Genomic DNA, 1,561 nt, shown 5'->3' with positions numbered 1-1,561 from the left:
GATTATGTCCCAAAATAATTAATTTATAAGCCCCCACAAAGGGGCTTTTATTATGCGCTTTTTAAGTCGTCTTCAATTCTGTGTGGCTGTGAATGTGCAAATTTATTAAAGGCCTCTAATCTCCAAGGATGGTTCATTGGAGGAATATAAGGCTTTCTAGGTTTAGGTTGTTTGTAGTCAGCGTCCAAGTCCTTAGATTTGTGTTCATGAGCCGGTATTTCTTCCAGTGCATAAATATCCTTGTCATTTACGCACGCAAACATAGAGCTATCAAATGCCTTGATAAGCATAACCTTGGTACCTTTTCGATAATGGATTTGCACTCCCTTATGATCTATCATCTTATAAAATTTCTTTTTAAATTGAATCGCATGTCCGGCATCAACAGTTCTCTCAGTCAAAACCGCTAAAGTAAGATTTATTTTTTCTTTAGACGGTTGCGTTTCAAAGACAGATTTGATACCATGAAGTGGAAGTGAGAACTTCTCATTGAATTCCTTTATGTAGGAGTGAAGGAATTCATTGGCATTATTGATGTCGGTTACGCCTGCGAGTCTAAACTCAATAGGCAGGCGTGACTGTAAGGTTTGATTCAATCGTTCTATGCGTCCTTTAGCCTGTGGTACGCTGCTTGATTCAAGTTGTGTACCAAGTTGCTTGCAGGCGTAAGCGAACTGTGTATAGGTGTCATTGTCGTCAGATAAGGCACCTTTTTTCTTGTAAGTAAATACAGTACGTTTATCGGTAAGAAACTTATAGGGGATACCATAATCGGTAAGAATCTGTTCAAACACATGGTAGTAGCCGTTAAGGGTCTCCTGAGTATCAAACCATGCACCGGTAACAGCACCTGAGGCATCATCAATGGCTAAATGTAGATGCCATATCTGTCCCGGCACCCATTCATAAGGGGTTGCATCCATCTGAAGCAATTCGCCGAAATAAGCACATCTTGGACGACGACTGTGAGCATCTTCAACTGCTACTAAGTTAGCCTGTATCTGTGATAATTCTTTTTTTGACGTTGCAGCTTCCTTCTTGGCTCTGAGTGCTTGCCTAATGCGTCTACGTTTGGCTTTTGTAGCCTTTGGAGATAGAATGTACTCAGACTCCAAAATACTCATTACAGAGGAAGAAGAGATGCTTATGCCCTCATGCTTTTTTAGAAGCTCTGTATAGTGTTCAAAGTTAGCCTCGTAGTATTTAGTTCTGTATAGATCAAGAACCTGACTTCTGATATCAGGGTGGATGGTGGTAACCGGCTTCTTACCTCTGTTACCATGAATAAAGAATGCTTTACCATCTTTAATATAGCCTTGTATCATACGGTTTATATGCCTCTTGGTGCATCCTAGGATAAGAGCAGCTCTATCCTTATTAGCTGTATCGGGGTGATCTACCAGACCTTTAATAACCTCGTACTTTCTTTGTTCATCCATTGATAAAATAACCTTTCTGATAAGTCAGTCCCTCCTAGTGTTAGAATATACAAAATAGTATTCTACCATAAGTGGGACATTTTTATTTGTGGTATAATGGGACTTTATCATATATGGCTTAT

General features: G+C 39.6%; 1 protein-coding gene. It reads right to left on the bottom strand.

Features of this window, described 5'->3' with window-relative positions; genetic code table 11:
- Window positions 1-50 precede the first annotated feature (50 nt).
- Entirely contained in the window at window positions 51-1,439 is a 1,389-nt protein-coding gene (locus tag HMPREF1495_RS00595; protein WP_034211176.1) for an ISNCY family transposase, read from the bottom strand.
- Between the last annotated feature and the right edge of the window lie 122 nt (window positions 1,440-1,561).

Origin of the sequence: Lachnoanaerobaculum sp. MSX33 (assembly GCF_000512995.1) — a bacterium.
Taxonomy (GTDB): domain Bacteria; phylum Bacillota; class Clostridia; order Lachnospirales; family Lachnospiraceae; genus Lachnoanaerobaculum.
The sequence above is the reverse complement of the archived record's forward strand: the minus strand, read 5'-3'. Positions and strand labels throughout refer to the sequence as shown.